General features: G+C 44.5%; 28 protein-coding genes. 25 read left to right on the forward strand and 3 right to left on the reverse strand.

The features are described 5' to 3' along the window. Window positions 1-3 precede the first annotated feature (3 nt). The 22 genes from wecB (at window position 4) to ACRPI0_RS00590 (ending at window position 18,146) form a co-directional block, all read left to right on the forward strand. Window positions 4-1,107, forward strand: coding sequence for a non-hydrolyzing UDP-N-acetylglucosamine 2-epimerase (gene wecB / locus ACRPI0_RS00485; protein ID WP_432355848.1), 1,104 nt, complete (start codon window positions 4-6; stop codon window positions 1,105-1,107). Between the two features lie 600 nt (window positions 1,108-1,707). Beyond that, window positions 1,708-2,079: an ATP synthase subunit I gene (locus ACRPI0_RS00490; RefSeq protein ID WP_432354067.1), complete on the forward strand. Its 372-nt coding sequence runs from the start codon at window positions 1,708-1,710 to the stop codon at window positions 2,077-2,079. 29 nt (window positions 2,080-2,108) lie between these two features. Beyond that, complete coding sequence (gene atpB, locus ACRPI0_RS00495; protein WP_432354069.1) at window positions 2,109-2,819, forward strand: F0F1 ATP synthase subunit A; 711 nt, start codon at window positions 2,109-2,111, stop codon at window positions 2,817-2,819. Window positions 2,820-2,883: 64 nt separating this feature from the next. Beyond that, on the forward strand, window positions 2,884-3,108 hold the full coding sequence (gene atpE / locus ACRPI0_RS00500; RefSeq protein WP_116019578.1) for a F0F1 ATP synthase subunit C: 225 nt from the start codon (window positions 2,884-2,886) through the stop codon (window positions 3,106-3,108). Window positions 3,109-3,392: 284 nt separating this feature from the next. Continuing rightward, a complete protein-coding gene (gene atpF / locus ACRPI0_RS00505; protein WP_432354072.1) occupies window positions 3,393-3,920 on the forward strand; it encodes a F0F1 ATP synthase subunit B in 528 nt (175 codons plus the stop codon). Then, entirely contained in the window at window positions 3,917-4,453 is a 537-nt protein-coding gene (locus ACRPI0_RS00510; protein WP_432354074.1) for a F0F1 ATP synthase subunit delta, read from the forward strand. Before atpF ends, ACRPI0_RS00510 begins: the two co-directional genes overlap by 4 nt. Window positions 4,454-4,480: 27 nt before the next feature. Then, a complete protein-coding gene (gene atpA, locus ACRPI0_RS00515) occupies window positions 4,481-5,992 on the forward strand; it encodes a F0F1 ATP synthase subunit alpha (RefSeq protein WP_432354075.1) in 1,512 nt (503 codons plus the stop codon). 48 nt (window positions 5,993-6,040) lie between these two features. Beyond that, complete coding sequence (gene atpG / locus ACRPI0_RS00520) at window positions 6,041-6,898, forward strand: ATP synthase F1 subunit gamma (protein WP_432354077.1); 858 nt, start codon at window positions 6,041-6,043, stop codon at window positions 6,896-6,898. Between the two features lie 43 nt (window positions 6,899-6,941). After that, window positions 6,942-8,357: a F0F1 ATP synthase subunit beta gene (gene atpD / locus ACRPI0_RS00525; protein WP_432354079.1), complete on the forward strand. Its 1,416-nt coding sequence runs from the start codon at window positions 6,942-6,944 to the stop codon at window positions 8,355-8,357. A 21-nt stretch (window positions 8,358-8,378) separates the two neighbouring features. After that, window positions 8,379-8,777 (forward strand): F0F1 ATP synthase subunit epsilon, encoded by a 399-nt coding sequence (locus ACRPI0_RS00530; protein ID WP_432355849.1) that lies wholly within the window; start codon window positions 8,379-8,381, stop codon window positions 8,775-8,777. A 110-nt stretch (window positions 8,778-8,887) separates the two neighbouring features. Then, on the forward strand, window positions 8,888-9,121 hold the full coding sequence (locus ACRPI0_RS00535; protein ID WP_432354080.1) for a DUF1146 family protein: 234 nt from the start codon (window positions 8,888-8,890) through the stop codon (window positions 9,119-9,121). 367 nt (window positions 9,122-9,488) lie between these two features. Beyond that, window positions 9,489-10,790, forward strand: a complete 1,302-nt coding sequence (murA, locus tag ACRPI0_RS00540) for a UDP-N-acetylglucosamine 1-carboxyvinyltransferase (RefSeq protein WP_432354082.1) — start codon at window positions 9,489-9,491, stop codon at window positions 10,788-10,790. Window positions 10,791-10,892: 102 nt separating this feature from the next. Continuing rightward, entirely contained in the window at window positions 10,893-11,840 is a 948-nt protein-coding gene (gene spoIID / locus ACRPI0_RS00545; RefSeq protein WP_432354085.1) for a stage II sporulation protein D, read from the forward strand. Window positions 11,841-11,872: 32 nt separating this feature from the next. Beyond that, window positions 11,873-12,532, forward strand: coding sequence for a peptidoglycan DD-metalloendopeptidase family protein (locus tag ACRPI0_RS00550; protein WP_432354087.1), 660 nt, complete (start codon window positions 11,873-11,875; stop codon window positions 12,530-12,532). Between the two features lie 471 nt (window positions 12,533-13,003). Beyond that, entirely contained in the window at window positions 13,004-13,291 is a 288-nt protein-coding gene (locus ACRPI0_RS00555; protein ID WP_432354089.1) for a sporulation transcriptional regulator SpoIIID, read from the forward strand. A gap of 188 nt (window positions 13,292-13,479) precedes the next feature. Then, window positions 13,480-14,475, forward strand: coding sequence for a rod shape-determining protein (locus ACRPI0_RS00560; protein ID WP_432354091.1), 996 nt, complete (start codon window positions 13,480-13,482; stop codon window positions 14,473-14,475). 49 nt (window positions 14,476-14,524) lie between these two features. Continuing rightward, complete coding sequence (locus tag ACRPI0_RS00565; RefSeq protein WP_432354093.1) at window positions 14,525-15,361, forward strand: flagellar hook-basal body protein; 837 nt, start codon at window positions 14,525-14,527, stop codon at window positions 15,359-15,361. A gap of 36 nt (window positions 15,362-15,397) precedes the next feature. Continuing rightward, complete coding sequence (locus ACRPI0_RS00570) at window positions 15,398-16,225, forward strand: flagellar hook-basal body protein (RefSeq protein WP_432354095.1); 828 nt, start codon at window positions 15,398-15,400, stop codon at window positions 16,223-16,225. A 20-nt stretch (window positions 16,226-16,245) separates the two neighbouring features. Then, the gene (locus tag ACRPI0_RS00575) at window positions 16,246-16,680 is read left to right on the forward strand and encodes a DNA-directed RNA polymerase subunit beta (protein WP_432354097.1); all 435 of its coding nucleotides are present in this window, start codon (window positions 16,246-16,248) and stop codon (window positions 16,678-16,680) included. 30 nt (window positions 16,681-16,710) lie between these two features. Next, entirely contained in the window at window positions 16,711-17,142 is a 432-nt protein-coding gene (gene fabZ, locus ACRPI0_RS00580) for a 3-hydroxyacyl-ACP dehydratase FabZ (protein WP_432354099.1), read from the forward strand. A gap of 140 nt (window positions 17,143-17,282) precedes the next feature. Beyond that, window positions 17,283-17,669: a hypothetical protein gene (locus tag ACRPI0_RS00585; protein ID WP_432354101.1), complete on the forward strand. Its 387-nt coding sequence runs from the start codon at window positions 17,283-17,285 to the stop codon at window positions 17,667-17,669. A 72-nt stretch (window positions 17,670-17,741) separates the two neighbouring features. Further along, window positions 17,742-18,146, forward strand: a complete 405-nt coding sequence (locus tag ACRPI0_RS00590) for a hypothetical protein (RefSeq protein WP_432354102.1) — start codon at window positions 17,742-17,744, stop codon at window positions 18,144-18,146. Between the two features lie 50 nt (window positions 18,147-18,196). Here ACRPI0_RS00590 and ACRPI0_RS00595 read toward each other — a convergent pair whose 3' ends face one another. Next, complete coding sequence (locus tag ACRPI0_RS00595) at window positions 18,197-18,622, reverse strand: YwpF family protein (protein ID WP_432354104.1); 426 nt, start codon at window positions 18,620-18,622, stop codon at window positions 18,197-18,199. Window positions 18,623-18,883: 261 nt separating this feature from the next. On the opposite strand from ACRPI0_RS00595, the gene ACRPI0_RS00600 reads away from it, so the two are divergent. Next, on the forward strand, window positions 18,884-19,330 hold the full coding sequence (locus ACRPI0_RS00600; RefSeq protein WP_432354105.1) for a single-stranded DNA-binding protein: 447 nt from the start codon (window positions 18,884-18,886) through the stop codon (window positions 19,328-19,330). A gap of 354 nt (window positions 19,331-19,684) precedes the next feature. Then, a complete protein-coding gene (locus ACRPI0_RS00605; protein WP_432354107.1) occupies window positions 19,685-19,846 on the forward strand; it encodes a hypothetical protein in 162 nt (53 codons plus the stop codon). A gap of 57 nt (window positions 19,847-19,903) precedes the next feature. On the opposite strand, the gene ACRPI0_RS00610 is transcribed toward ACRPI0_RS00605, so the two are convergent. Together ACRPI0_RS00610 and ACRPI0_RS00615 are read right to left on the reverse strand one after the other, a co-directional pair. Beyond that, entirely contained in the window at window positions 19,904-22,645 is a 2,742-nt protein-coding gene (locus ACRPI0_RS00610; protein ID WP_432354109.1) for a DEAD/DEAH box helicase, read from the reverse strand. Beyond that, the gene (locus ACRPI0_RS00615; RefSeq protein WP_432354111.1) at window positions 22,642-24,222 is read right to left on the reverse strand and encodes a hypothetical protein; all 1,581 of its coding nucleotides are present in this window, start codon (window positions 24,220-24,222) and stop codon (window positions 22,642-22,644) included. Before ACRPI0_RS00615 ends, ACRPI0_RS00610 begins: the two co-directional genes overlap by 4 nt. Window positions 24,223-24,452: 230 nt before the next feature. On the opposite strand from ACRPI0_RS00615, the gene ACRPI0_RS00620 reads away from it, so the two are divergent. Next, entirely contained in the window at window positions 24,453-24,776 is a 324-nt protein-coding gene (locus ACRPI0_RS00620; RefSeq protein ID WP_432354113.1) for a hypothetical protein, read from the forward strand.

Consider the following 24,776-nt stretch of genomic DNA (forward strand, 5'->3'; position numbering starts at 1 on the left):
GTAATGACAATATTCGGAACTCGTCCGGAAGCCATCAAAATGGCGCCACTCGTTCTCGAATTGCAGAAGCATGAAGAAGAAATCGAATCAATCGTGACTGTAACAGCGCAGCACCGTGAAATGTTAGACCAAGTGTTGAAAACGTTCAACATTACACCTGATTTCGATTTAAATATCATGAAAGACCGTCAGACTTTAATCGACGTTGCAACACGTGGACTCGAAGGTCTCGACAAAATCATGAAAGAAGCACAACCGGATATCGTTCTTGTTCACGGCGACACGGCAACAACATTCGTCGGTAGTCTAGCTGCATTTTACAACAAAATAGCAGTTGGTCACGTAGAAGCTGGACTTCGTACGTGGGACAAGTATTCACCATATCCAGAAGAGATGAACCGTCAATTGACAGGAGTCATTGCAGATCTTCATTTTTCACCAACAGAAGCATCTGCACAGAATCTTATCAATGAAGGGAAGTCGAAAGACCATATTTTCGTTACAGGAAATACGGCAATCGATGCATTGCACACAACAGTCGATAACACATACACGCATCCGATCTTTGAAAAACTCGGAGACGACCGTCTTGTCTTACTGACTGCTCACCGTCGTGAAAACTTAGGCGATCCAATGCGCAACATGTTCCGTGCCATTAACCGCCTGCTTGAAAAACACGATGATATCCAAGTGATCTATCCTGTTCACATGAACCCGGCGGTCCGTGAAGTTGCGGATGAACTGCTCGGTAATAACGACCGGATCCACTTGATCGAACCGCTTGAAGTTGTGGACTTCCATAACTTTGCAGCACGTTCACATATCATTTTGACCGATTCAGGCGGTATTCAAGAAGAAGCGCCTTCACTCGGAAAGCCAGTCATTGTCCTTCGTGATACGACAGAACGTCCTGAAGGCATTGATGCAGGAACGCTCAAACTGGCAGGAACTGATGAAGACACAATCTTCAACTTGTCGGATGAACTGTTATCCAACCAAGAATCCTACGACCGCATGTCAAAAGCCTACAATCCATATGGAGATGGGCACGCATCTGAACGAATCGTAGAAGCATTGAAAAAGTATTTGTCAGAACAAAACATCTGACGAAACTAGAAATATAATAAAAAGCAGAGGGCACGTTCCTCTGCTTTTTTTAATGGCAAATATGAAAAGTGAGCTCAATATATATTAAGATTGAGAATACGTCATACTATACAGGCATCGAAACTGAAGGAAAACCCGGATTTTTCAAAAAGCAACTACTTTGAGAGTAAAGTGTGACGATTGTTTGACAGTCCCTATACTATGTGAAGAATTTCACGGGAATCAATTGACATCAAAATACCTCTATTGTATGCTTACAGAGGGTAATAATGATAGGGTTTATACATAGATAAATCAGCTAAAACCGCTTGATTTTTTGGCTAAGTTCTATCATCACTCGTAGCCTATCGCACGAACGACCATGGGCATCTGTGCGATACGTTGGACAACGTGTCCTGGTGAACGCCAAGCAGGCGGCGCTTTTCTTACCATCTTCGTCCGGAAACTTTCCGAGACATCTGATCAGTAAGTGGTTGCCGCAAAACTAGGGAATAGCCAACGCGTACCAACCTGCGAACCCGCTCGTTGTTCAACTTCTAAACCAAAAGTTGAACGTTTCAATTTCTATCTAAACTTATCGTAATAGGAGACTCACCTACCATGCAGACAATGCAGGAAATTTTCGCAAGGCAAAAGAGGGCTCTATTTTTTTTGCTCGCATTGCTGATTCTAGGATGGGCTTTTACGGGAGCAAAGGAGATTTTTGCCGGGCTTTTGCTTGGATTAATCTTCGGATTGTATAATTTTTGGATACTTATCCGTAGAATGGAACAATTCGATAGAAAATTGGATCAGGGCAAAAAGGTTTCGCTTGGTTCGGGATTGCGTTTCGCTTCCGGAGTGGCTGCGGCCGCCATCGCGATGTCGATGCCAGAATACTTCAATCTGATCAGTACTGTGATTGGTTTGATGATTCCATATGTCCTATTGCTTGCAGATAGGATCTTTTATCATGTGAAGCATCATTCTTAAACTGATCACAAAAGGGAGGTGAACGAAACGTGGAACATGCAAATCCGGAACTTGTCCTCTTCGGTATAAGCTTCAACCCGGCTAACATCTTGATGCTCTTCGTCACATGTCTCATCGTTTTCATTATAGCTATTCTATCTACGCGAAGAATGCAGATGAAACCGACTGGCATGCAGAACTTCATGGAATGGATCATGGACTTCGTTAAGGGAATCATCAAAAATAACATGGACTGGAAAACAGGCGGCCGTTTCCACGTACTCGGCATCACGCTTATTATGTTCGTGTTTGTTGCCAATATGCTTGGTCTGCCATTCTCAATTAGTTGGGATGGAGTGCTTTGGTGGAAATCACCAACAGCCGATCCAGTTATTACATTAACATTAGCAGCGACAGTTATTATCTTAACGCACTTCTATGGAGTTAAGTCGCTTGGTGTTAAAGGATACTTCAAAACGTATGCTCAGCCGATGCCTTTCTTGGCACCACTGAAAATCATTGAAGAATTCGCAAATACGTTGACACTCGGTCTACGTCTTTACGGTAACATCTTTGCAGGAGAGATCTTAATCGGTCTACTTGCATCACTCGCAGTCGGCAGCTTTGGTGGATTCATCGGAGCAATCGTTCCTGCACTTGCTTGGCAAGGGTTCTCGGTATTTATCGGAGCAATCCAGGCATTCATTTTTGTTATGTTGACGATGGTTTATATGTCGCACAAAGTGTCGACGGACCACTAAACATAAATCCCGCTAGCGGGAACATGTACTACCAAACCATACATTACTAGGAGGAAATAACACTATGACAGGTTCATTAGGTCTATTAGCAGCAGCTATCGCAGTTGGTCTTGGCGCACTCGGCGCTGGTATCGGTAACGGTTTAATCGTTTCAAAGACAGTTGAGGGGATTGCTCGTCAACCAGAAGCACGTGGAGTTCTTCAAACAACAATGTTCATCGGTGTTGCATTGGTTGAGGCTTTGCCAATCATCGCTACAGTTATCGCTTTCATCGTTATGAACAAGTAAGTTACACAGAACCTCTCTTAGGTAGTTAACGAGAATGGATTAGGGCCTGGACTACGGAAGTGGTCTTGCCAGCCTGTTTAACTCCCTTTGTTATCTCACCACCTTTATAAGAACAGCACGAATGGCGAAGAATGGGAATAGATCGATCCTTCGCCATTCGTTTATGTCACCGAATATTACGAGCACAATGTGTTCGACAAATCATTCTAACCAAAACGTTTGGATACCAAGCGTAAGTTTTTGAAGGGAGTGAAACAATCGTGTTTTTGGATACCTTCGTCCTATTGTCAAACAATGCTGACACAGGATTCTTATCCAGCCTAAACCAACGGCTGAACTTAGGTGATATCATTGCAACTGTATTCTTCTTCACACTGCTTATGCTTCTACTCAAGAAGTTTGCATGGGGCCCATTAATGGGAATCATGGATCAGCGTGCTGAAATGATTGCAAATGAAATCGAAGCGGCAGAACAAAGCCGTCTAGACTCACAAAAATTGTTGGAAGAGCAACGCGCTCTTTTGAAAGAAGCACATACAAATGCGTTAGTCATCGTTGAAAACGCGAAAAAGCAAGGCGAAGCACAGCGTGAAGAACTCATTCAAACGACACGCGCAGAAGTGGGTCGTATGAAAGATAACGCAGCTATCGAAATTGCAACAGAGAAAGAAAAAGCAATTGCGGCTGTCCGCGAAGAATTCGTCTCTCTTTCTATCATGGCAGCGTCTAAAGTACTCGGCAAAGAAGTATCCGAGGAGGATAACCGCGCATTGATCGAAGAAACGATTGTGAAGGCAGGGGAAGGCCGATGAGCCGTTCTATCGTAGCGGAACGTTATGCAACTGGGTTGTTCAAAGCAGCTCAGGAACAAGGCGTCTTACTCGCAGTCCACACTGACGTTCGGGAGCTCCAAGCAGCACTCAACGACAACAATGACTTCGAGCAACTTATGAGCTTGCCACAACTATCTTTAATTAAGAAACGTGAATTGATTGGTAACATCCTTCCTGGTGCGCAACAACTTTTAGTGAACGCACTCTACGTAATGCTTGATGCTGACCGTATGGATGAAATCAATAACGTTCTTGAAGATTTCCACCAGTTAGCGAACAATGCATCAGGTGTTGCAGAAGCAACAGTCTATGCTATCCGTCCACTAACTGAACAAGAAGAGACAGCTATTTCTAGCGCGTTTGCACACAAAGTGGGCATGCAGTCACTTCAAATTAAAACAATTATTGAACCACAATTGATCGGAGGCATTCGCCTTCAGATCGGAAACCGAATCTTCGACAGCAGTATTAGCAACAAGCTTGCTAAACTAGAGCGTACGTTGATTGGTTAAAATCTTGAAAGATGAGGGGTGACATACATGGGCATTAAAGCTGAAGAAATCAGCACACTGATTAAGCAGCAGATTGCAGGCTATCAGTCTGAGATGGAAGTTAGCGAAGTAGGTACTGTTCTTGCAGTAGGTGACGGTATCGCCCGTGCTCATGGTCTCGACAATGTCATGGCCGGCGAACTCTTAGAGTTCTCCACAGGTGTTCTTGGTATGGCGCAAAACTTGGAAGCGAATAACGTAGGTATCGTTATCCTTGGACCATACAAAGACATCAAAGAAGGCGATGAAGTACGTCGTACAGGCCGTATCATGGAAGTTCCAGTTGGAGAAGCAATGATTGGACGCGTCGTCAATTCACTTGGACAACCAGTGGATGGATTAGGTCCGATTCATACTACAAAAACTCGTCCGATCGAAAGCCCAGCGCAAGGCGTTATGGCTCGTAAATCGGTTGATGAGCCACTTCAAACAGGTATTAAGGCAATTGACGCACTTGTACCAATCGGTCGTGGACAACGTGAATTGATCATCGGTGACCGCCAAACAGGTAAAACTACTGTAGCGATCGATACAATTCTTAACCAAGCGGATCAGGATATGATCTGTATTTATGTAGCAATTGGTCAGAAGGAATCTACAGTTCGTGGTGTTGTTGAAACGCTTCGTGAAAACGGCGCACTTGACTACACAATCGTTGTAACTGCTTCTGCATCACAACCAGCACCACTTCTATACCTTGCTCCTTATGCAGGTATTACAATGGCTGAAGAGTTCATGTTCGCAGGTAAGCACGTTTTGATCGTTTATGATGATCTTTCAAAACAAGCGGCTGCATACCGAGAGCTTTCGTTATTGCTACGTCGTCCTCCAGGTCGCGAAGCATACCCAGGAGATGTATTCTACTTACACTCTCGTTTACTTGAACGTGCTGCAAAATTGAACGACTCCTTAGGTGGCGGTTCAATCACAGCATTGCCATTCGTTGAAACACAAGCAGGCGATATCTCTGCATACATTCCGACGAACGTAATCTCCATCACAGATGGTCAGATTTTCCTTCAATCGGATCTATTCTTCTCGGGTGTACGCCCAGCGATCAACGCTGGACTTTCCGTATCCCGTGTAGGTGGATCTGCACAGATCAAAGCAATGAAAAAGGTTGCAGGTACACTGCGTCTTGACCTTGCTGCGTTCCGTGAACTTGAAGCGTTCTCTGCGTTTGGATCATCTCTTGACCCTATAACGAAAGCGAAACTTGACCGTGGACACCGTACTGTTGAAGTTTTGAAACAAGATTTGAACAAGCCGGTTAAGGTTGAACACCAAGTCGTAATTCTTTACGCACTAACTCGTGGATTCCTTGATGATATCCCAGTTAAAGATGTTCTTCGCTTTGAAAGTGAAATTACGATTTGGCTTGAAAGCAACCACACTGACGTATTGGAAACAATCCGTGCTACGAAAGGTCTTCCTGCAGATGACGTATTTGCAGCAGCGATCACTGAGTTCAAAAAGAACTTTGCGGTTTCTGGACAATAAGTTAAGTAACGGATTACGGGACTAAAACTAAAAGGTGGTGAATAGCCAATGGCCTCATTACGCGAGGTAGAACAACGCATTAAATCGACGAAGAGTACACGTCAAATTACAAAAGCGATGCAAATGGTCTCTGCTTCAAAATTGACTCGTGCGGAAGCAAACGCGAAGAAATTCGTACCGTATATGGACAAAATTGAAGAAGTGGTCGGATCTATCGCTTCTGTCTCTCAAAACTCTGCACATCCCATGCTCGTAACTCGCCCAGTCAAGAAGACGGGATACCTTATCGTCACATCTGACCGTGGACTTGTGGGAGGATATAACTCCCACGTCCTACGTAAAGCGAAACGCGCAATCGAAGCACGCCATGCATCAAAAGATGAAGTCGTGCTCTTCGTAATCGGAAGTAAAGGAACTGAGTTCTTTAATCGTCTTGGTTTTGAAGTAGAAGAGAGTCTTGTAGGTGTGACGGATCATCCTTCGTTCGAAGAGATAAAAAGCACCGCTAATAAAGCTGTTGGCATGTTCACGGAAGGCAATTACGATGAGTTGTATCTTTATTACAACCATTTCGTCTCCGCCATCTCCAACGAGCCGACGGAACGAAAATTGCTTCCGCTTACTGATCTAGAACCGTCTGGAGTGAGCTCGTCTTATGAATTCGAACCTTCTGCTGAAGTGATTCTTGAATCCTTATTGCCGCAATATGCGGAGAGCCTCATTTTTGGCGCGGTCCTTGATGGGAAAGCAAGCGAACATGCTTCCAGTATGACTGCGATGAAGACTGCTACAGATAATGCAACTGATTTGATAGATGATTTGACGCTTATATTCAACCGTGCTCGTCAAGCTGCGATTACTCAGGAAATCACTGAAATCGTTGCCGGCGTTGCAGCGCTCGAATAGGCGTAACGAAAACGAACGTACCAGTACGACAGGAGGGAAAAGCATGAGTAAAGGACAAATTCTTCAGGTAATGGGTCCAGTTGTTGACGTTCGCTTTGCGGATGGCCAACTTCCACAGATCTATAACTCCCTGAAAGTCCAAATTAATCGCCCAGGTGCTGAAGCAGAAACGCTTACACTTGAAGTGGCCTTGCACCTTGGAGACGATTCTGTACGTACGATTGCAATGTCCTCTACAGATGGATTGAGACGTGGCGAAGAAGTATTAGATATGGGCGCGCCAATCTCAGTTCCTGTTGGAGACGTTACACTCGGACGAATCTTTAATGTTCTTGGTGAGGAAATCGACCTTGGAGAGCCGTTAGCGGCAGACGTTCAACGCGATCCGATTCACCGTGAAGCACCAAAGTTTGAGTTCCTTTCTACAAAAGTAGAAATTCTTGAAACGGGTATTAAAGTCGTTGACTTACTTGCTCCTTACATCAAGGGTGGTAAAATCGGTCTCTTCGGTGGTGCGGGTGTAGGTAAAACCGTACTAATCCAGGAATTGATCAACAACATCGCACAAGAGCACGGCGGTATCTCGGTATTCGCTGGTGTTGGAGAGCGTACACGTGAAGGAAATGACTTGTACTTTGAAATGACAGACTCAGGCGTTATTAAGAAAACGGCGATGGTCTTCGGTCAGATGAACGAGCCACCGGGTGCACGTATGCGTGTTGCCTTGACTGGTTTGACAATGGCAGAACACTTCCGTGACGAACAGGGCGCTGACGTTCTGCTCTTCATCGATAACATCTACCGTTTCACACAAGCCGGTTCTGAAGTTTCTGCCTTGCTTGGTCGTATGCCATCAGCGGTTGGTTACCAGCCGACATTGGCGACTGAAATGGGTCAGCTACAAGAGCGAATTACATCTACGAACCTCGGTTCAGTTACATCAATCCAAGCGATTTATGTACCTGCCGATGACTATACAGATCCAGCTCCTGCAACGACGTTTGCTCACCTTGATGCAACGACGAACCTTGAGCGTAAATTGTCTGAGATGGGTATCTACCCAGCGGTGGATCCACTTGCTTCGACTTCACGTGCACTTAGCACGGATATCGTTGGTAAAGAACACTATGACATCGCAACGCAAGTACAACAAACGTTGCAACGTTACCGTGAACTTCAAGACATCATCGCAATCTTAGGTATGGATGAGTTGAGTGAAGATGACAAGCAGATCGTTGATCGCGCGCGTCGTGTTCAGTTCTTCCTATCACAAAACTTCCACGTTGCCGAGCAATTTACGGGCCAAAAAGGTTCGTACGTTCCGGTTGCTGAAACTGTACAAGGCTTCAAGGGAATTCTTGAAGGCAAATACGACCACATCCCTGAAGATGCTTTCCGACTTTGTGGACGCATTGAAGAAGTTGTGGCTAAAGCAAAAGAAATGGGCGTAGAAGTCTAATATTAGGGACCAGGAGGGGAAATTATGAAGATAAAAGTTAATATCGTCACTCCCGACGGCCCTGTCAGCGAAACTGAAGCGGATATGGTGATTGCGGTTACCGAAACGGGTGAACTTGGTATTTTACCAGGACACATCGCGATGGTAGCACCACTTGACATCGGCGCACTTCGTCTTAAAAACGGCAATTCAATAGAACACGTGGCAGTGAACGGCGGCTTCTTAGAAGTTCGTCCGGACGTTGTCACAGTGCTTGCCCAAAGTGCGGAACTTGCTTCCCGCATTGACGTAGCACGTGCTGAACTTGCGCAGCGAAAAGCAGAAGTTGAACTCCAACAGAAAACGAATAAGTTGGAGTATCAAATGGCTGAACTTAGCTTGCGTAAGGCCATTAACCGTATTAGAGTTTCCGGCATGTAAGGCGGACATGAGCGAATCGGACAGAGGAGAATCTTCTGTCCGATTTTTTTAACGCTAACCAAAAACGTACTTCATTCAATAGAAGAAGTACGCAACGGGAGTAGATGACTATGAACGCATTAGGTGTAAATCCATTATTAGCAATCGGATCACATATTTTTTTCATTGGTATTGCTTTTTATGCATTGCAAGCGATTATGCCACAAGCGATTATTCGAAAAAATCGAGTGTTGCAAACCCAACTGCTATTTATATTATTAAGTATTGCGATCGGTTCTGCGGTATCAAATTTCTTTTTAGACATATCCTATTGGTCGGGAAGACTTCCTTTCATCTTTGGATGATCCGTCTTATCGCCGCGCAGACAATTGATGCCTCCGGGGCAATGAGACGAATCGTTTGATGAGAATTCGCTGTGAGAGGTTTATCTAACCCAGCACTGGGGAACAAAATTGAGAGTAACCAATTTGTAACATTGCAATCATAAAGAAAATGGAAAACACCCACACAGGACATCCCGACTGTACATAATTTAGATTACAGCTATCTTTTGTCGGAAAGGGTCACAATGGCGCTTGTTAACTGAGGCGTGTCGTTGTACAATGGACTGAGTTTGAGTGAAATTACTACTCGTATAATTCATTGGATTTTTGGATAAGTAAACTTAATACAATTAGAACGAATATAATATTTGAGTCGGAGGGGCTTGTTTTGGATAAAATTATTATTAATGGTGGGCGACAACTGCACGGAACGGTGCGGGTTGAAGGAGCTAAGAACGCAGTACTACCGATACTCGCGGCTGCGTTGCTTGCTACTGAGGGCGTTAACGTAATCCGTGAAGTGCCTAATTTGTCGGATGTTCGCACAATTAATGAAGTACTCAAAAGTTTGTACGCTAAAACAGAATACAAACCAGAGCTAGGTGAACTAATCATTGATTCTACTGAAACACTGACAAGTGAAGCACAGTTCGAATATGTACGCAAAATGCGCGCTTCCATTCTTGTAATGGGTCCATTACTTGCGCGTAACGGGTTTGCACGCGTTGCTATGCCAGGTGGCTGTGCAATCGGATCACGTCCGATCGACCAGCATCTAAAAGGCTTTGAAGCAATGGGTGCTGACATTTCATTCGGTCATGGATTTGTAGAAGCTCGGGCGAAAAACGGTCTTCAAGGCGCAAAAATCTATCTCGACTTCCCAAGTGTAGGCGCAACAGAGAATATCATGACTGCTGCAGCACTTGCTAAAGGAACTACGTTGATTGAAAATGCTGCTAAAGAACCTGAAATCGTAGATCTTGCAAACTTCCTGAACGAAATGGGCGGTCGAGTAATCGGAGCAGGTACAGACGTTATCCGTATTGAAGGTGTCGAGAAGTTAGTCGGCACAGTACACAATATCATTCCGGACCGTATCGAAACAGGTACGTTTATGGTAGCAGCAGCAATTACAGGTGGCGACGTTACAATCGAAAACGCATTGCCTGAGCACAACGCAGCACTTATTTCCAAGCTACAGGAAATGGGCGTTGTCATTACTGAGCTGGATGAAGGTCTTCGTATCTCTGCTAAGCACCCGTTAAAAGCAGTTGACTTAAAAACGATGCCACACCCAGGTTTCCCAACAGATATGCAATCACAAATGATGGCACTTATGTTGCAAGCTGAAGGAACAGGTGTATTAACTGAAACAGTATTTGAAAATCGTTTCATGCACGTGGAGGAATTCCGCCGCATGAACGCTGACATCAAAATTGAAGGACGTTCTGTAATCATGAACGGACCATCACACTTACAAGGCGCTGAAGTTGCGGCAACAGACTTGCGCGCTGCAGCAGCACTTATTCTTGCAGGACTTGTAGCAGAAGGCGTAACACGAGTTACTGAACTTATCCATTTAGATCGCGGCTATGTCAATTTCCATCTGAAACTGAAAGCACTTGGCGCTGATATCAGCCGGGTTTCTAGCGAATCTGAAACAGCAGATGCTGAAATCGTGCATTCTTAATAACAATTTAAACTGTCCTTTATGATGAGGGGCAGTTTTTTGTTGCCCTTTTTTCAACTTACCTATTCGAATAACTACCTATCATTCTGCATACTATGCAACATGGACAAAAGACTACTAGCAGTATTCATCATTTTACTATTTTTTATACCTGTTCTTCTAAACTCGAAGGATACGAAAACACTTAAAGCCCCGCTACCTGAGGAACTAGCTTGTGAGACCGAAATTACAGTGGAAGGAGAGGACAAGCCACTGCCGCTTGAGGAGTACATTATTGGTGTGGTTGCTTCGGAAATGCCAGTCGCTTACTCACCAGAAGCGTTGAAAGCGCAGGCGATCGCAGCACGAACCTATGCACTTAAAACAACGGCAGAGGGAACAAAACCAATCGGTCGGGATGTGAGCGCACAAGTCTACTCCAACGAGCAACAGCGAAAAGAACGCTGGGGGAAGAACTTCAAGGAAAACGAACAGAAGATCCGGCAAGCTGTAGAAGCTACTGCAGGTTCAATCCTTGTACACAACGAAGAACTCATCACTGCGATGTTTTTCTCTACATCTAATGGACAAACAGAAACCGCGGAAAACTTTACAGGTAATTCAATTCCTTATTTACAAAGTGTAGACAGTCCTGACGAACAAACGGTTTCTGAAGAAGTTGAGAGAAAACTCGATCTTACATTATCTGAGTGGAACCAAAAACTTGGTATTGCATGGACAGCAGATGATTTCCGTTCACTGCAACTCGTGCGTAATGAAACAGGGCGTGTTCAAAAAGTGTTATCCGGAACTTTTGAAACGAGTGGAAGGGAAATACGGGAACGGTTAAAACTAGCTTCTACCGACTTCAATATCGGATTCGATGTGACAAACAAAATCGTCCACATCACGACTAAAGGATATGGTCACGGTGTTGGCATGAGTCAAAACGGTGCTGAAGCTTTTGCGAAGAAGGGATGGACCGGAGAACAGATCGTCAAACACTACTATACCGACACAGAAATAAAAACTTTTGAAAAATTGAAAGATGAATGTTTAAAAAATCCTTAACTTGCAGAGAATAGCGAGTGAGGTGATCATAAATGAGAGAAGAAAAAAAACCGAACGCCCCTTCTCAGAAAAACAAGAGCACGAAAAGCAACTGGTTCTGGCCTACTATCTATGCAAGCTTTGCCCTGTTGTTCGTTGGAATGGTATGGGGTTATAATGCATTGACGAAACCAGATGCTCTAGAACAAGCAGCTGTAGACAAAGAAAAGGCGAAAACCGAAGTCACGGTGGAAACAAACGCACAGAACGAAACGCTAAAGTATCCGTTTGATGAAGAGCTACTCGATCAAGTGGCTATCCTTCAAGACTTCTATGATCCTGAAGCGGATGCAGCAAGTCGAGAAAATGCATTACTCGTCTTCAAACAAATTTATGTGACGAACGAAGGACTGACACTCGCAGTGGATGGTAAACCATTCGAAGTAATTGCAGCAATGAGTGGTAAAGTCGACCAAATTGTATCAGATCCGTTTAAAGGGAGTGAAATCGTCATCACTCACAAAGATGGTTTGAAAACGATTTACCGTTCCGTTACAGGCATTCTCGTAAAAGAGGGTGACGCAATTCAGCAAGGCGAAGTACTTGCAACTACTGCAGAAAACGAATGGAACCCACAAGCCGGCATCCATCTTCACTTTGAAGTCCAAAAAGATGATGTCGCTGTGAATCCACGTTCCTTCTTGGCCTTTTAATCTCATTACTTTCTAAACCTGCCACCCTCCCGGCAGGTTTTTTCTATTTTCAAGCGGAGTAGGGGCGGATTGATCATAACGCGAGGAAAGCGCTCAGAAATGTGGAAATGTGATCATAACACGAGGAAAACGCTCATAAACATGGAAATGTGATCATAACGCGAGAAAAGTGCTCATAAACGTGGAGATGTGATCACAACGCAAGCCAACCAGCCCAAATAATAAAAGCGAAGTGCCACCAATCAAATCACTCAATCTTAAATCACTCCCCGCTTCTAACCAAATGAAAACTTCAAAACATCTAATTGGTCAAGTGCACTTCATTCAAAACCTAAGCGATCTTGCGAGATAGACTCGCAATATGAAGCTAACAACGTACAGGACATACATAGCCCCAAGCTGAATAGGAATAGCCCGCCGAGCATCCGCATACAGTGAAAGAACAAATGGATGACGGGAAAGGAAGAGGGTGTGCACGAACAAATTCGGAGGCGCTGTGTTCGCCTCGGCAAGTTACTGATCGACACTGGTCTTACTGTGAGAGCGCTCGCAAAAGTGACAGGGTACTCAAAAAGCACAGTACACAAAGACTTGACCGAGCGATTGCCCAATATCGATGCCCAATTATCTGAGGAAGTCGCAAAAATTCTCGCGTACCACAAATCGATTCGTCACTTACGCGGTGGCGAAGCAACTCGTCAAAAATGGAAAATTGAACAACGGAAACTAGATGAATCAGCAGCAACAGAAACGGACTAGCGAATCTCGCAGTCCGTTTTTTCTATCGTTATAGACAAATCCGAACCATCCGCGTCAAATCCATCATCTGCCATGGGAAATACCGATTTTTTATGTTCTTTTTCGGAACACTGTGATAAAATGTTAAGTTAGGAGAACGTGTAACTGTGCGTTATAACGGCTGAACGAACGGAAGGGGCAGGGAAGAGATGTTTGCGAAAGATATCGGCATTGACCTGGGAACGGCAAATGTATTAATACATGTAAAAGGAAAAGGGATTCAACTAAACGAGCCATCTGTAGTTGCGATTGACACAAAGACGCGAGAACTTATCGCTGTTGGGGAAAAAGCACGGCAGATGATAGGAAGAACCCCACGTAATATCCAGGTAATGCGTCCATTGAAAAATGGAGTGATTGCTGACTTTGACAGCACAGAAGCGATGCTGAAAGGCTTTATCGATCGTCTGAATGTCAAAGGGTGGTTCTCGAAACCACGCATCTTAATTTGCTGTCCTACAGACGTTACAAGCGTTGAACAGAAAGCGATTAAAGAAGCTGTTCAAAAATCTGGGGGCCGTCAAGTGTTCTTGGAAGCAGAACCGAAAGTAGCTGCAATTGGAGCAGGCATGGACATTTATCAACCAAGTGGAAACATGGTCATTGACATCGGTGGCGGTACGACTGATGTTGCAGTTCTTTCCATGGGAGACATTGTCACATCTGAATCCATTAAAATTGCGGGCAATACGTTCGATAATGACATTATGCAGTTCATCAAAAAGAAGCACAAATTGCTGATTGGGGAACGTACAGCAGAAGACATCAAAATGAAGGTCACTTCTGTATTCCCGGATAGCCATTACGAAGAGATGGATATCCGTGGACGTGATATGGTTTCAGGACTTCCGCGAAACATCACAGTGAACTCAAAGGAAATCACAAGTGCTATTGAAGAGTCCATTGCTTGGATTCTCCATTCCGCTAAAAACGTACTAGAAAAAACACCACCGGAACTATCCGCGGATATTATAGATCGAGGCATCATCTTGACAGGTGGCGGGGCGCTCCTTCGTGGACTCGACCAACTGCTTGCTGAGGAATTGAAAGTACCTGTATTCGTAGCGGATGACCCTCTCGGTTGTGTCGCAAAAGGGACAGGCATTATGCTCGATAGTCTGGACAAAAAACGAAAACACTCTTAACCGAAACGCCACTGGATCATTAGCAACAGCTAAAAAGGAGGCGGGGCTCATGTTCCGTGGATTTTATACAGCAGGTTCTGGAATGATTGCTCAACAGCGCAGAACAGAACTGCTTTCAAATAATATGGCGAACGCCAATACACCAGGATTTAAGTCTGATCAGTCATCGATTCGGTCGTTCCCTGAAATGTACTTGTCCAACTTGGAAGCAACAAAAGTACCGGTTCAAAATAGCTTTCAGATGAAAGGCTTAAACCCAATTGGCTCGCTTTCAACTGGCACTTACATGCAAGAAACGATGCCATTGTTCACACAAGGCCAACTTCGTGAAACCGAATTGACGACAGATATTGCACTTGTAGACGGCAGACTTCCAGTTAACCCGGATACAGGCAAGCCTGGCGCTATCTTCTATACACTTGAAGGATCGAATGGAGAACGTGCTTATACAAAAAGCGGTAACTTCGCGTTGAATCCAGAAGGGTACTTGACGACGGCGGATGGAAAATACGTTCTCGACACGAACGGTACTCGTATTCAATTGCCAAACGATGATTTCCAAGTGACGGACGAGGGTATTATCAAATTTGGCGAGTTAGAAGCGGCGACTCTAGGAATTAGCTACGCTGCGAACCCAGAGACGCTTGCTAAACGCGATAATGGATTCTTCTATGCCGAACAAGAACTGACGAACGCAACGGAAGCACAAGGAGTCAGCTACTCACTGAAGCAAGGCTTCATCGAACAATCGAACGTCGATGCATCGCGTACGATGACTGACATGATGACAGCTTTCCGTGCATTCGAAGCGAACCAAAAAGTATTGCAAGCCTACGACCGCAGCATGGAAAAAGCGGTCTCTGAAATCGGTCGTGTCAATGGATAATCGCACGCTTCGCATGAGCGAAAGGAGTCAAACCAAATGATTCGTACAATGACAACAGCTGTCAATACGATGAACCAACTACAAAATAGTTTGGATATCATCGGGAACAACTTGTCTAATATAGGGACACATGGTTATAAATCGAACCAAGCTAGTTTTCAAGAAATGTTGTATCAGCAGTTCAATAACGACAAAGCGGATACCGCTCAACGTCAATCCCCTGCAGGCATTCGTTATGGCGTTGGCGCAATGCTCGGCCAAACTCAAATGAACTGGAAAGTGGGTACATTACAGCAAACAGGTAGAAATCTTGACTTTGCCCTCACTGAACCGAAACAATACTTCAATTTACTTGTACAAGGCCCTGAAGGTCCAGAGACTGTCTATACACGCCAAGGGAACTTCTATCTGTCACCAGGACAAGGAAATCAAGTTGCACTAGTTGACGGCGAAGGAAATGCTGTTGCAGACCGTGCAGGAAATGCAGTTATGTTTAACGGTCCTGTAGATTCATTCGAACTAAAGTCAGATGGTACATTGGTTGCGAAATCAGCAACTGGTGTAGAACAGACCACTCAACTCGGAGTGACGCTCATTGAACGACCGAATGTGATGACACGCCTCTCTTCAACGCATTTTGCACTTCCAGCGAATTTGGACGAATTGAATGTCAATGAAGACGACATCCTAACCGAACTAAATGGCGCGGAAATTGGTATCCAACAAGGGACACTTGAAGGATCTAACGTAGACTATCAAAAGGAAATGACAGACCTCATCAATGTACAGCGATCGTATCAGTTCAACTCACGTACCGTTTCTATCGCTGATCAGATGCTCGGCCTAGTCAACAATATCCGGTGAGCTAGGTGGGGAGTATTGACATGACTGATGATAAACAAAAGACAAGTATCTCATCCGACCCGGTGGATTCAACCAATGTGAAAAGTCGCTCGGAATCACGCGCGTCTCATGCAGCGACTTCGCAACCTGTGCAGGAACAAACGCCGATGACACGTGCAAACCGTAAAGCTGAAGCGAAACCGGCACTACAGGATGACACGCCAAAAGCGACGCGTAAGCAGCGTCATGCAACTAAAGAAGTGGAAGTAGAAGCGGATGCTAAACCGGTTCGTTGGGTTCAAATTCGAATTCTACCCATTTACGTCCGTGTTCTTTTAGTTCTCGTGCTACTTGCAGCGGCGGTTGTACTCGGTGCCTTTATTGGATTTAGTATCCTTGGTGACGGGGCTGCTAGCGACATTTTCCATAAAGAGACGTGGACACATATTTTTGACATTATGAACGGAAAACAATAGATTTCGAGGACCTCGAAAAGGAGAATCACTATGCTGACAGCTGAACAGATCCAAGCCATTCTTCCGCATCGTTACCCATTCTTGTTAGTCGATCGAATTCTTGAAGTCGAAGAAGGCGTGCGTGCTGTAGGAACGAAAAATGTAAGCATCAACGAAAACTACTTTAACGGCCACTTCCCTGGTTATCCAGTAATGCCTGGCGTCTTAATCGTAGAAGCGCTAGCGCAAGTCGGTGCTGTTGCGATTTTACAAAAAGAAGAGAACAAAGGACGGCTAGCATTTTTTGCAGGCATTGATAATTGCCGCTTTAAACGTCAAGTTGTTCCTGGCGATGTACTTCGTCTAGAAGTTGAAATTACGCGTATGCGCGGTTCTATCGGTAAAGGAAAAGCAACAGCGACAGTCGATGGCGAGCTTGCGTGTGAAGCGGAAATTACGTTTGCACTAGGTGCTAAGCAGTAAAATTCGGTTAAAGGTTGCAACTCGCGTGAAAATCCGGTAAAATTTTACATAGTGTGTTTATACACTTTGGCAACTTTTTTGTATGCGAGAGCCAATCAAACATACAGTAGCATGTACATCGTGGGAGGTACTATACGAGAATGTTCAAAAGTCTTTCACCTAATTTAAAGAGTAGCATCACGAGGTCCATTACACAGACCTTTGAACAATACATGACGGAAATTGAATGGAATCCTGATCGATACGACATGATAGAATTCATGAAACGTTGGAGTGAGTATATTACGAAGAAGGCACTCTGGTATGAAAAGATTCCAGATGACGTGAAATATTCTACTCAATTCCATGAAGATGTCGCAGTACGTATCAATGAAGTCATTCAAAAAGTATTGAGCGAGCCGCCATCTGAAGATCAGATAGCGACAATTGAGCAAATACAAGAAGAGCATGATACGAAATTCGCCTATGAATGTAAGGCAGAAGCTGCATTCGTTGAAGCAGAATTAAAAAAACGTTTCCAAGCATAAAGAAAAAATGGATAGTTCTCTTCTTTCAAGCCAAGCTATGTTGGATAGCTACTTGAAGGGAGGGAATTTTTCATGTTGAAGAAAGTATTGCCAGCAGCAATTGCTGCAGGTTTCGTACTGGCTGGATGTGGTTCCACTAACAAAGACGTCCCGGACAAAAACGAAACACCTATGGAAAGCCTGGACGATAATATGGATGGTCGCGCGAAGGACTGGACGCCGGAAATGGAAGGCGGTACAGCTCCGAACGGAACGACAGGGCCGAATCTCGATGGTATGGAAGACGATCGTGATGGTGGAATGGATGGCGTCATAAATCGTGATGGCGTCGAAGATAATACGCTCGAAGGAACAGGCAATGGGGAAGGCGGTACGATGGGAGAAAACAGCACTCCTGGCGGCGGAAATAGTGCCGGAACAGGTAACAACGGCGGTTCTCCAAAGACAGACGATAAAGGGATGTCAGGTGGAAAATAACAACGAAAAAGACCACAGGAGTTTTCTCCTGTGGTCTTTTTCGTTGTTCATCATTTCTTTTTAAGTCGTGGACGCGAACGCATGTCACTTTCGAAGCGCTGGAGCAATGCGTCGCCTTCAAGACCACGATCGAGCAAATCGCTCAATAACTGTTCCGCGTACTCTGAACGTTGTCGTTTCAATCTCCCCTTCAATAAAACGGAGACCCGGTCTCCTATTTGCTCAACGGCATCCACCGCAAGAACGAATGCAGCAGGTTCGTTCTCAGGATAAGAAATGACTACTTTTGCTTCGACGAGCGTTTCGTCCGCCTTCAATTTATTGAATCGATCTTTATGGGTCGCATCTAAAAACATCTCTAGTATCCACATGCGATGACTGTTTTCCTGGTTTATGATGATGCCATCCAGTAAAGGTAAATACTCAGCTTCATCACCAGTGAGCAATCCGAAAGAAATCATTTTAAACGTCTTCATCCTGTTCGCATCCCCTTTTTTTAATCAGTATACCATAGCCTTGAAAAACTCTTTATAAATTGATCAAAGCCGAATTGTACACAAATCTACACAATTTGAAAAGCCGTAGCCTTATCGTCTTGTCCGAATAAGTACCTGTCAAAAACGTTTTCAAACTTCAAATTCAGTGGATGAAAGCGAGTGAAACTGAAGAAATGCTCATTTGTACTTCCGTCGCGCTGTCCGTATGATGAAGACAATCCAAAGAGAGGAGGGAACCCAGTGAATCATGTAGCACTCGTTGGAAGGCTGACGAAAAATCCGGAACTCAGGATTATCGGAGATACTCGGATGCAAGCGAGCTTTACACTTGCTGTCAATCGTAGCTTTAAAAATCAGCAAGGGGATATTGAAGCGGACTTCATTTACTGTACGATCTATGGACGCACTGCTGAGAATACTGTCAAGCATTGTGGTAAAGGATCTCTAGTCGGTGTCAGTGGTCGCATTCAAACCCGGTCGTATGAACGAGAAGACCGAACCCGTGCGTACTTCACGGAAGTAGTTGGCGATGATGTCCGTTTTCTCGTGACTAAAAAACCGTCTGTAGAAGAACAAATTGCAAGTCGGACAAATTCAAGAACATCTACAGAAAAACGAACTGACGCAATCGATCATTTTGAATTACCGCAACAAACTCGAGAAAAAGAAACGCTACCGATTTTCTAGAATTTAGTCCAGTTACATAAGACGAGGGGGAGATTTGGTCGGACCGCAATCCGGGATGGATGGAATAGTAAAAAAGTTGAAAATGTGGAAACTGATAACGTAACACTAACTGCATAATTCGGGGGAATTATTGCAAGTAGCAGGGCTCATAAACTGTGGGGACTCTTTATGAGCAGAACGAGCAAGGTTAAGCACCGGTATCAGGAGTGTCAGGAACTCCTGAAAACGCGACAGTACAGCGTCAAGAGGAAGTGGTGGCTTCATCCACCAACTAACTGCGGGGATGCTGTCGAATTGGAAGAGACCGCTTCTTCATAATCCGACAGCATCATCGCCTAAAAAGGAGAGAAATGAATGGAAGCACATCAGCAAACAATTCTTCGTATGGAACTGCAAATTGGTCAGCTCATCCGCATGGTCGCTAATTTGAATGAACGCGTGGATATATTAGAACGAAAAGCTAGCAATCGAACGACTCAACGCGCCATGCACATCAAAGGGATGAGCGGCGTTTAACTTGTACATAAAAACCCGCAAACCACTTTATGTGATTTGCGGGTAAAGAGAAGTCAATTAACCGAATGATAACAGATCATCCAATTCACCGTCAGATAACTCGGTGAGCCATTGACTAGATTGGATAAGATCTGCAGACAACGCAGCTTTTTCTTCTAACATCTTATCAATTTTTTCTTCGATTGTTCCGATAGTCACGAATTTATGGACATGCACAAACTTTTCTTGACCAATCCGGTACGCACGGTCAGTTGCTTGGTTCTCAACAGCGGGATTCCACCAACGATCTGCGTGCAATACATGATTCGCGGCAGTTAAGTTCAGTCCAGTTCCTCCTGCTTTTAGCGACAGGATGAAAATTGGAAACTCACCATTTTGGAAAGCTTCAACGAGGTGATCTCGCTGTCCTTTCGGCATACTACCTGTCAGGAACGGTACTTCATAGCCGTAGAGTTCAGACAAGCATTGTCGAATGAGCTGACCCATTCCAATGTATTGTGTAAAGATTAGACATTGTTCTCCGTTACTAGCAATTTCAGCAGCAAGTTTAACAATGCGTTCCAATTTGTCGGAACGTGTCAACATCTGATCCACTTGTGTATAGGGCTCTTTCAAGAACAAAGCAGGGTGATTACACAATTGCTTCAAGCGACTTAACATTTTCAAAATGAGTCCTTTCCGTTCAAAACCGGAAAGTGTCTGCAACTTGAACTTTGTTTCTTCTATGAAGCTTTCGTATAGAGCAGCCTGTTCACTCGTAAGTGGCACATACTCGTTCTGTTCAAGTTTCTTCGGCAGATTAAGCTGTAAATCAGGATCACTTTTCGTTCGACGTAATAGGAACGGATGGATTTTAGAACGAAGACGACTTTTCGTCCGCTCGTCATCGTCTCGTTCAATCGGAATGATGTAATCATCCGTAAACCTACGGAAACTACCGAAATAGCCACGATGGATGAAATCAAAAATGGCCCATAACTCTGCAAGTCGGTTTTCAATCGGCGTTCCCGTCAGCGCGATATGGTGGGCGCCTCGAAGTTTACGGATCGCTCGTGATTGCTTCGTTTGCATATTCTTGATATTTTGTGCTTCATCAAGTGTGATGCTTGAAAACGGAAACTCAATCAAGAACTCACTATCTTGTGTAGCGGTACCATAAGTCGTCAAAACAACGTCAGGCTTTTCTCTAGCTAAGAATGTGTTAAACTGCTCTTCCTTCAAACGGCCTGGCCCATAGTGGACTGCTGCTTTCAAAGAAGGAGCGAACCGTGCCAACTCTTTTTGCCAGTTTCCGAGTACACTCGTTGGACAAATGATTAGAGAAGGAGGTGCATCCGGTTGCGCGTGGACATTCAGCAAATAGCTGATGAGCTGCACGGTTTTACCTAAACCCATATCATCGGCAAGACATGCGCCAAATTGGTGTTCACGCATGAACATGAGCCAGTTGAATCCTTCATGCTGATACGGACGCAACTCGGTTTGTAACGTCCCAGGAACTGGGACGATAGGCAAACCTTTTTTGTCCATCACCTGCTCGACATACTGGCGGAGCGACTGTTGCATAGTGAATGCAAGCAGTGGATCTTCTTCAAATTCTTCGTCGGCACTTGCCACGATTTCCTCAGGCAGCTCTTGGAATAATAAATCTTTCACTGTCCATTCACCGTTATCAGCTTGCTCCATCAATTCTTTAATACGCTTCAACCAAGTGGGATCGATGTGGAACCATTCATCACCAGTACGGATGAACTCGCGGTTTTCATCTACCATCTTTTGGAATGTATCTCGATCAATTTGATTGCCTGCGAGTGAAAAGCTCCAGTCGAATGAAAGCACCTCATCTAACCCGGCGGCTGATTTATACGATTGTACTCCTGCATCTGTACGAACTTTCATCTTCGTCTCTGTTACAGACTTCAGCCACGAAGGAAGAAGTACTGCGAGACCAAACGATTGGAATAGCGGTAAGTCATTTTGGATGAACATCCGGACTTCCGGGTCACTCATCGTCATATGAAGAAACGTAGTGCTCGTTTCCGTATGAACAGATTGAAGGAACGAAATCATTTCCGATTGCTGCTCTGCGATGGCCTCAGCAAATGGCTTCCATTTAGCAGGTAGCGCACTTTCAATCGAAGCGTTCTGCTTCGATTTTGCAGGGGTCCACTGCGTTCCGCGCTCATTCAAGATAACGGTCTCAAGCAACCAATCCTCAGTTCCTTCCGCGTCAGGCTCTGTCAAACGAAGCGCAGGACGAATAGGCATATCGGATTTTGTCTCACCTGGCCAGCCATAATGCTGTAAGTGAGGCAATAAGGCAGTAACCATATCCGCGCGAACACCGAGAGATTGGAACTTGGTAGCAATTGCTTGTTTGGTCAAACTTGCAGCCGATTCTGAAAGTCCAGCTGCGGCTCCAGAGAAGTGAATGATTTGCTCAGCATCTGGCTTCGTATACGACCATAAATCTTTAGAAAGCCAAAGTGTCGCAGCCTCTTCAACTGCGCTCAATTGAACGTCGTCACGTTCTGTGGCACCTTTATAGCTAATGTACGGATGACGGTTCCCGCTGAACGCCTGCACCCACTCATGAGGTTGAAGGATCATATGGTTATCTTCGGTAGGAACCGTTAAACCAAACAAAGACGTATCATCAGCAAAGAAGAAAAAGGAGACTAGTCGATCAGCAGGTATCATTGTTCCGTAATCATCTGCAGCGGAAATCGAGAAGTTGCCACGATCTGTAGGCAGAATGGTCAGTTGTAACTCACGTGCGAGTCGATGTGTAGCTCTCATAATTCAAGACTACCCCTCTCCATTTCTTCAATTAGCGCACGCAGACGTCGATACTTGTCTCGCACTGTTCGGATGTAACGATTCCAAAAATCAGTTTGACCACTTTTTTTACACGCTGTTCTCATGCGTTTGAACAGTTTTACAGCGCGACGATAGCTCAAACGATTTTTCTCAGCGATGAATTGCTGTGCGTAGTCATGTAACAACGGCAATGCAGCAGTCGGCTGTTCAGCCAATACCACTTTCAAATCCGATTGGTCTACACTATCGTAAGGGACGTTATAGCGATGCAGCAATGCAGCCCACTCTTGGTAACGTCCTCGCTTAATTAGGAAGTCCGAGTATCTTGGAATGCCGATTTTACCGTACATCGCAAAGACGGACTCTCGCTCTTCATCCGAGAAATCACCATTTGCTAGAAGCGTATCGATTTCTTGCGCAGCAGCGAGCTGCTCACTTCGGCTGTTTTGGTTATTAAAATAGACTTCAATGGATGGATAAAGTCCGCGTGCAATAGAAGCAGCAGTAGGAGCAAGGGCTTCAGAGAGTGCAAATTTAGCAAGCATCATCCAACTACCGAAATCGGGTTGCTGTTCTTCAGAAAGCGCATTCTCAAGTACGTCTCCATGTCCTTCGATAATTGCAAAATACATCGCCAAAAGACGTGCATCCGGAGTACCATCTTCAGCAAGTTGCTGCTTTTCCGCTTCACGTTCAATACGGTCAACAAATAACTGTCCCCAAATCGATTCGTAAATACGGAAACGATACGGAAACAGGCCCGTTTGGTGGACACAGACGGAATGTACAAGCTCTTTTAACCGTTTCATGAACGGATCTGTTTCAAACAACTTCGGTTTGTTACTGAACGTTCCCGCCAATTTTTCAATGTCTGCTATTTGATCATTGAACCAGGTAGTAATTTGCCACGTTCCGTAAGAGTGTTGTGACTGGCTGGATGACAATATAGAAGATGCGTATTCAAAAGCCGCATCGATCAAGTGTAAGCGATAAAATAAATCAAACAATGGCTTCCATTCATATTCAAAAGGCATTAATGGTCGCACGCGATTCTCGATTTCTGCACATTCATATGTGAAAACGGAGGAATTTGTGGATACGGTCAGTTTGCGGAGAGGGGCTGTAACTCTCGTCAAGACAGATTCCCATGCTTCAGGCGTTCGTTCAGTAACTTTCAACGCAAGCTGCTCTTTCTCTGACGATCGCCATTCCTGAAACCACTCCGTTAACGAATGAAATTGCGAATATAGGTCAAAAACGACTGTAAGTTGGTGGACACACCGTTCTTTACGGCCACACGTACAACTTAACGTTTGTTCTTCAAAAGAAAAGCGTACAAACTCTGAGGCACGGTCATTGAGTTGCGCTAGTACTTCTCCGTCACCTTGCGAATATCGGTACGACGAAATAGCGCCTCTTCGAACCGCTGTAATCGCATTTCGGACAAGCTCAGACTGCTCCGGATGATCCGGACGCAATGTATAGTGGACATCATTCATCATCTTTTCGATTTCTCGTTCATGCAAATACGAAATACGTTCTGCAGCGACGCGCAAAATAAAACCACTCCCTAGACAAAGCATTCTTTCTATTATACATCAGTTCAGGGAACTACGTAAATCATCTCCTCCGGAAAAGAGAAAACCTTTCGCTAAATTCTTGTTTTCATCAAACAAGAAAGTAGGTAAAACCTTTGATTTAGGAAATAAAAGTTAAACATTCCCGTTGATGACCGACAGCCCATTACTTATAGAAGAAGGTGAGAACTATAGCCAATCAACTCGTTATGCACATACCTGGGTTACGCACGATGCTAACAGAGCGTACGACAGTTCTTCAAGAGAAGCTCGAGCCTGCTAGTACTTATGGAATTATCGATGTGAAAGAGCGCCAGACCTTGTATTTAATTTCTCCAACTGTCGGCACATTCAATTTCGAATCGATTACTGTAAACTATGCGAAAGAAATTATTGCTTTTAAACAAGTGAATCGTGACAAGAAAGGATTGTCGATAGCTGTTTTACATGCATTGAGAGAACTAGGCATCCATGATTTCAGCCCGTATAGTATGTCCTTTACGATGAAATCTTCAAACCGTCCGGACAAATGA

The sequence above is a fragment of the Sporosarcina sp. A2 genome (genome assembly GCF_050858885.1).
Classification (GTDB): domain Bacteria; phylum Bacillota; class Bacilli; order Bacillales_A; family Planococcaceae; genus Sporosarcina.